The sequence below is a fragment of the Elioraea sp. genome (assembly GCF_051860475.1).
Taxonomy (GTDB): domain Bacteria; phylum Pseudomonadota; class Alphaproteobacteria; order Acetobacterales; family Acetobacteraceae; genus Elioraea.
Genome location: NZ_JBHYDW010000191.1, coordinates 1 through 6,707, shown reverse-complemented (window position 1 = coordinate 6,707; position 6,707 = coordinate 1). Strand labels below are relative to the sequence as shown.

At 70.8% G+C, this 6,707-nt stretch carries 6 protein-coding genes and 1 pseudogene; 6 read left to right on the top strand and 1 reads right to left on the bottom strand.

The annotated features are described in order from the left end of the window. The 3 genes from ACTIFU_RS21630 to ACTIFU_RS21620 all read left to right on the top strand — a co-directional run. Positions 1 to 2,299 (top strand): efflux RND transporter permease subunit (locus tag ACTIFU_RS21630; protein ID WP_439580396.1); only part of this gene is annotated, 2,299 nt, incomplete at its 5' end. A 72-nt stretch (positions 2,300 to 2,371) separates the two neighbouring features. After that, the gene (locus ACTIFU_RS21625) at positions 2,372 to 3,166 is read left to right on the top strand and encodes an enoyl-CoA hydratase-related protein (protein ID WP_439580395.1); all 795 of its coding nucleotides are present in this window, start codon (positions 2,372 to 2,374) and stop codon (positions 3,164 to 3,166) included. A 20-nt stretch (positions 3,167 to 3,186) separates the two neighbouring features. Then, positions 3,187 to 4,251 carry an Ldh family oxidoreductase gene (locus tag ACTIFU_RS21620; RefSeq protein WP_439580394.1) on the top strand — a complete coding sequence of 355 codons (1,065 nt, stop codon included), beginning with the start codon at positions 3,187 to 3,189 and terminating at the stop codon, positions 4,249 to 4,251. A gap of 134 nt (positions 4,252 to 4,385) precedes the next feature. On the opposite strand, the gene ACTIFU_RS21615 is transcribed toward ACTIFU_RS21620, so the two are convergent. Continuing rightward, positions 4,386 to 5,366 carry an N-carbamoyl-D-amino-acid hydrolase gene (locus tag ACTIFU_RS21615; protein ID WP_439580393.1) on the bottom strand — a complete coding sequence of 327 codons (981 nt, stop codon included), beginning with the start codon at positions 5,364 to 5,366 and terminating at the stop codon, positions 4,386 to 4,388. A gap of 141 nt (positions 5,367 to 5,507) precedes the next feature. Here ACTIFU_RS21615 and ACTIFU_RS21610 point away from each other — a divergent pair, with 141 nt between their 5' ends. The 3 genes and pseudogenes from ACTIFU_RS21610 to ACTIFU_RS21600 form a co-directional block, all read left to right on the top strand. Then, positions 5,508 to 5,711 (top strand): hypothetical protein, encoded by a 204-nt coding sequence (locus ACTIFU_RS21610; RefSeq protein ID WP_439580392.1) that lies wholly within the window; start codon positions 5,508 to 5,510, stop codon positions 5,709 to 5,711. 12 nt (positions 5,712 to 5,723) lie between these two features. Continuing rightward, a pseudogene (locus ACTIFU_RS21605) lies at positions 5,724 to 5,867 on the top strand (YciI family protein); the annotation flags it as partial. Continuing rightward, the coding region (locus ACTIFU_RS21600) for a DUF6596 domain-containing protein (RefSeq protein ID WP_439580391.1) at positions 5,864 to 6,707 on the top strand (844 nt) is incomplete at its 3' end. The pseudogene ACTIFU_RS21605 and the gene ACTIFU_RS21600, both read left to right, overlap by 4 nt.

Genomic DNA, 6,707 nt, shown 5'->3' with positions numbered 1-6,707 from the left:
GATGCGCCAGACCGGCGTGGGCATGGGCATCCAGCGTCAGTCCACCGCCAACACGCTCGCCGTCGCCCAGGGCGTGAAGGCGGAGATCGAGCGGCTGAAATCGGCCCTGCCGGAGGGGATCCGCATCGTCTACGGCTACGACGAGAGCCTGTTCATCGCCCAGTCGATCTACGAGGTGTTCCACGCCCTGTTCGTGGCGCTGTCGATGGTGCTGGCGGTGATCTTCCTGTTCCTGCGCTCGTTGCGGGCGACGATCATCCCGGCCGTCGCGATCCCGGTCTCGATCATCGGCTCGTTCATCGCGCTGGCGGCGCTGGGCTTCTCGCTCAACGTGCTGACCCTGCTCGGCATGGTGCTGGCGATCGGCATCGTCGTCGACGACGCGATCGTGGTGCTGGAGAACATCCATCGCCGCATCGAGGAGGGCGAGGAGCCGCTGGTGGCGGCCTATCGTGGCGCACGCCAGATCGCATTCGCCGTGATCGCGACCACGCTCGTGCTGATCTCGGTGTTCCTGCCGATCTCGTTCCTCGAGGGTCAGACCGGACGACTGTTCACGGAGTTCGGCTTCGCGCTGGCCGCATCGGTGCTGGTTTCCGGTTTCGTGGCGCTCACGCTCACGCCGATGATGTGCTCGAAGCTGCTGCGCGGACACGAGAGCGACGGACGGCTGGTCCGCTGGACCGAGCCCGCCTTCGTCGCCTTGAACCGCGGCTTCCGCTGGGCGCTCGACCGGTCGCTGCGCGCGCCGATCCTGGTCCTCGCCGGGGCCGGCGTGGTGTCGATGGTGGCGGCCGCGCTTTTCGTCGCGCTGCCCAAGGAGTTCGCGCCCACCGAGGATCGAGGCGTCGTGGTGGTGCCCATCACCGCGCCCGAGGGCGCCTCGTTCGCCTATACGCGCGAGCACGTGCTCAAGGTCGAGGAGATCTTCTGGCCCTATGTCGAGCGTGGCGATGCGGTGATCGTGTTCGCCTCGATGGGCGGCTTCGGCCGGCCGGCGATTTCGAACACCGCCAATGTGTTCCTGCGCCTTGCGCCGTGGCACGAGCGCACTGTCAGGCAGCAGGATCTCACACGCGAGATCTTCCCGCAGGTTGCCGCCATCCCGGGCGTGCGCGCCTTCGCCGTCAATCCGGGTTCGCTCGGGCAGCGCGGGTTCCGCACTCCGGTGCAGCTCGTCCTGCAGGGGCCGGACTACGATACGCTGGTGCAGTGGCGTGACGCGGTGATGGAGCGGCTGCGCGAGATCCCGCTGCTGATCAACATCGACAGCGACTACAAGGAGACCAAGCCCGAGATGCGGGTGGAGATCGATCGCCGCCGGGCGGCCGATCTGGGGGTCTCGATCCAGACCATCGGGCGGACCATCGAGACCATGCTCGGCGCGCGCGAGGTCGGGACCTATGTCGAGCGCGGCAACGAATACAAGGTGATCATGCAGGCGGAGGCGGCGGATCGCGCCACGCCCTACGACCTGCAGAACATCTTCGTGCGTACCGGGGCGGGCGCGCTGGTCCCACTCTCGAACCTGATCATGGTCTCCGAACGGGCGCGGCCGCAGTCGCTCAACCGCGAGGACCGGCTGCGCTCGATCACGGTCACGGCGAGCCTCGCCCCGGATGTCAGCCTCGGCGAGGCGCTCGACGCGGTGGAAGCGGCCGCGGCCGAGGTGCTGCCGCCCGATGCGCGCACCACCTGGCGCGGCCAGGCCCGCGAGTTCAAGGAGGGGTCGAGCGCGCTCTATGTCACCTTCGGGTTGGCGCTGCTGATCGTATTCCTCGTGCTCGCTGCGCAGTTCGAGAGCTTCGTTCATCCCTTCATCATCCTGCTCTCGACACCGCTCGCGATGACTGGCGGTCTGCTCGCGCTGTTCGTGCTCGGCCTCTCGCTGAACATGTTCAGCCAGATCGGGCTGATCCTGCTGATCGGACTGATGGCGAAGAACGGCATCCTGGTGGTGGAGTTTGCCAATCAGCTGCGCGATCAGGGGCTCGCCGTGCGCGAGGCCGTGCTCGAGGCGTCGGTGGCGCGGCTGAGGCCGATCCTGATGACCACGATCGCGACGATCCTCGGCGCCTGGCCGCTCGCGGCGGCGACCGGGGCGGGGGCCGAAAGCCGTGAGGCGCTCGGCGTGGTGGTGATCGGGGGCATGGGGCTTGCGACACTCGTTACGCTTTTCGCGATCCCTGCGCTGTATCTCCTGCTGGCCCCGCTGACCAAGCCGACGGGCGAGATCGCGCGCCGGCTGGCGGCGCTGGACAGCGGGGTGCGGCAGCCGCACCCGCAGCCGGCCGAATAGCAGGACCGCGCGCCGGGACCTTTCGCCGCCCGCCCTGGCGTCGCAGGATGGCGCGACCAGGCGGGAGGACCCATGACCGAGGCTGCACCGGTGCTGCTGGAGCTTGACGCGCGCGGCATCGCGCGGGTCACGCTGAACCGCCCGAAGGTGAACAACGCCTACGATGAGGAGATGCTCGCGGCCCTGCAGGACGGGCTCGCGCGGATCGCCACCGACCCTGCCGTGCGCGTCGTGGTGATCGCGGGTCAGGGGAAGCATTTCCAGGCCGGGGCGGACATCACCTGGCTCGCACGCGCGGCCGAGTACGCGCCCGAGCGCGGCTACGTCGCGTCGATGGCGACCACGCGCACGATGCAGATGCTGAACGAGCTGCCCAAGATCACGATCGCCAAGGTGCGTGGCGGCTGCTTCGGCGGCGGCGCGGGCGTGGTGTGCTGCTGCGACGTCGCGGTCGCCGAGGAGGGCGCGATCTTCGGCCTGACGGAGGTGCGCGTCGGGGTCGCGCCCACCCCCATCAGCACGCACATGGTGCATGCGCTCGGCCTGCGTCAGGCGCGTCGCTACGGGCTGACCGGCGAGCGTTTCGGGGCGGCCGAAGCGCTGAGGATCGGTCTCGTGCACGAGGTCGTGCCGGCCGACCGGCTCGATGCGCGCGTGGACGAGATCGCCGACGAGGCGCTGATGGCCGCGCCTGGTGCGGTCGCACGCTCGAAGGCGAGCATGCTCGGCGCCACGGGCTGGACCCTCGATGCCGGCACGATGTCCTGGCTCGCGTATGACAGCGCGATGCAGCGCGCCTCGGATGAGGGCAGGGAGGGGCTCGCGGCGTTTCGCGAGAAGCGCCGACCCATCTGGGCGCCGACGTAGCGATGAGCGCGATGGAGGGAGTGGGACCCGACACATGCCTGTTCGAGGCTGATCGGCTGCGGGCGGTCGCCGACGCGGTGTTCCGCGCGGTCGGCTGCCCCGACGCCGAGGCCGCGGCGGTGGCGGCGCATCTCGCGGATGCCAATCTCTGCGGCCATGACAGCCACGGCATGATCCGCGTGCTGCCCTATGTGAAGGCGCTCCAGCGTGGCTACTTCCACGCCGGACGCGAGGTGGCGGTGGTGCGCGAGGCGCCTGCACTGGTCGTGCTGGACGGCGCGATGGGCCTCGGCCAACCGCTCGCCAATGCGGCGACCGACCGCGCCTGTGGCATGGCGGCGGCGTCGGGCGCGGGCACTGTGCTGCTCCGCCGTGCCGGCCATGTCGGGCGGCTCGGCGCCTACGCCGAACGGGCGGCCGCGCGCGGCATGGCCACGATCCTCTTCTGCAACGCCCCGCGTCCTGGCGGCGGCGTGATCGCACCCTGGGGCGGGATCGGCCGGCGGCTCGGCGCGAGCCCGATCGCCATGGGCATGCCGCGCCCGCCGGCGCCGCACGTGGTGCTCGACTTCTCAACCTCCTACTACGCGGTCGGCAAGCTGCGGGTCGCGCGCAACAGGGGCGAGCTGCTGCCCACCGAAGCGGTGATCGGCGCGGACGGGAGGCCGACGCGGGACCCGAACGCCTATTTCGGCCCGCCGGAGGGGGCGATGATCCCGTTCGGCGGCCATAAGGGCTACGCGCTGAACGTGTTCACCGACCTGCTCGCGGGCATGCTGTCGGGCGGCGGCGCCGACTACCCCCCGCCCGGCACCGATGAGCAGGGCGGCAACAACCTGATGATCGTCGCGGTCGCGGTGGAGCAGGCAGCCGAGCCGGGCTGGCTCGCGGCAGCGCTCGCCGAGTATGCGGCCTGGGTCACGTCGGCGACCCCGATCGACCCTGCGCGGCCGGTGATGCTGCCGGGCGAGCCCGAGGCCGAAACCCGCGCCCGACGCACCGAAGCGGGCGTTCCCCTGGATGCACGCACCGTCGCGCAGGTGAACGAGGCGGCCGGACTGGTCGGACTTCCGCCGCCGCTCTAGACGTTCCGATATGGGCACGGACCGCTCTGCGCATCCGCATTGCCAGCCTGCACGCTGACCATCGGCCGGTGGAGCCGAGTGGACCGGCGACACCGATCAGGATCGGTGTCGCCGGAGACACGGCACGGCAACCCTCAGACCACCGGCGGCTCGACCGCACCGACCTGCGAGGTGATGCGCGTGTAGTGCTCCGGGCGGCGGTGCGCGGCAAAGTTGAAGATGCTGGTCCTGCCGAGCCGGCACATGTCGAGATCGCAGTCGTGGGTGACCAGCTGGTCCTCCCAGGTATCCGCCATCGCGACGATCTCGCCCTGCGGGTTGACGATGATCGAGTGGCCGAACAGCTCCGCGCCGTCCTCGATCCCGGCCTTCGCGACACCGATCCCCCAGCAGGCGTTCTGGTAGCACCCGGCCTGGATCGACAGATGGCTGTGGAACACGCGCAGATGGTGCGCCTCCCAGCCCTTGGCATCCTGGTTGATGCTCGGCGTGTTGTAGCCGAGCATCACGAGTTCCACCGACTGCAACCCCATCACCCGCCACGCCTCCGGCCAGCGGCGGTCGTTGCAGATCATCATCCCCATGTTGAGGCCCTCGTCGCGCCGTCCCATCGGGCTGCGCACGACCGGGAAGCCCAGGTTGCCCACCTCGAAGAAGCGCTTCTCCAGATGCTGCACCGTGCGCGCGGGGTCGAACTCGGCGTGCCCGGGCAGGTGCACCTTGCGGTACTTGAGCACGATCCGCCCGTCTGGGTTCACCAGGATCGCGGTGTTGAAGCGACGCTTGCGCTCCACCCCCGTCTCGTCCGCCTCGTGCGTCAGCTCCGCGTAGCCGAGATGGAAGCCCATGCGGTACTTCCGCGCTGCCTCGAAGAGCGGCGCGGTCTCGTTCGAGGGCATCGCGGTCTCGTACCAGTGATCCGCCTCGTCGAGGTTCTCGACGTAGTGGCGCGGGAAGAAGGTCGTCAGCGCGAGTTCCGGGAACACCATCAGCTCGACGCCACGGCGTTGGCCCTCGGCCATCAGCGCCAGCATCCGGTCGATCGCCACCTTGCGGCTGTCGGCCTTCTGGATCGCCCCGAGCTGGGCGGCCCCCACGGTGATGCGTCGTGCCATCGCTGTCCTCCTCTCGGCTGCCCCGCCAATCCAGCCCGGACGCCGCACGACGAAAAGATCGCCGCCGATGTCGAAAACCCGCCCCCTCATGCGTCATCATGCCGGAAGCGTTCCTGCTTCCAGAGCGACAGGACCCCGACCATGCAGATGATGATGGCGTTCTTCGAGACCGAGGCCGAGTTCGCCGCGCGTACCGATCCCGCCCGTGCCTCCGCCTACTGGGGCGCCTGGATGGCCTATGTGCAGGCGCTCAAGGAGTCCGGCCTCGTCGTCAGCGGCAACGGGCTCGAGATACCCTCGGCCGCAACGACGCTCAGGCTGCGCGGAGGCGCGCGCCAGGTCTAGGACGGGCCGTTCGCCGACAGCAAGGAGCAGCTCGCGGGGTACTTCATCATCGAGGTGCCCGATCTCGACGCCGCCCTCGCTTGGGCCGAGCGGGCGCCCTGCGCGGGAACCGGCGGGGTCGAGCTGCGCCCCGTGCTGAAGCCGCCGGGCGCATGATCGAGGGCGACGCCCGCGCCGCGGTGGAGCAGGCGGCGAGGACGAGCTACGGCCGCCTGCTCGCCTGGCTCGCCTCGCGCACGCGCGACGTCGCCGCGGCCGAGGACGCGCTCGCCGAGGCGCTTGCCGCCGCGCTCGTCGCCTGGCCGCGCGACGGCGTGCCGGCGCGGCCCGAGGCATGGCTGCTGACGGCGTCGCGCCGGCGCCTCGCCGATGCCCGCCGCCGCGCGCGCGTCCGTCTTGATGCCGAACCGGTCCTCGATCTGCTCGCCGGCGAAGCCGCGCTGCCGGAGGCGGAGCCGGTGCCGGATCGCCGGCTCGACCTGCTGTTCGCCTGCGCCCATCCGGCGATTGCCGAGGCGATCCGCGCGCCGCTGATGCTCCAGGTGGTGCTCGGCCTCGACGCCGCGCGCATCGCGGGCGCGTTCTGCCTCACCCCTGCCGCGATGGGCCAGGCGCTGTCGCGCGCCAAGACACGGCTGCGCGATGCGGGCGTGCCCTTCGCCGTCCCCGATCGCGCGGAGTGGCCTGCACGGCTCGGTGCGGTGCTCGATGCCGTCTATGCCTGCTACGGCCTCGCCTGGGACGACCTGCCGCGCGGCGGCGGGCCGGGCGATCTCGCGCGCGAGGGCGTCTGGCTTGCGCGCGTGATCACCGCGCTGCTGCCTGACGAGCCCGAGGCGCTCGGCCTGCTCGCGCTCGTGCTGTTCTGCGAGGCGCGGCGGCAGGCGCGCCGCGGCGCGGACGGACGCTACGTGCCGCTCGATGCGCAGGACACCCGGCGCTGGTCGCGGCCGCTGCTCGCCGAGGCCGAAACGGTGCTGGCGCAGGCGGCGCGTG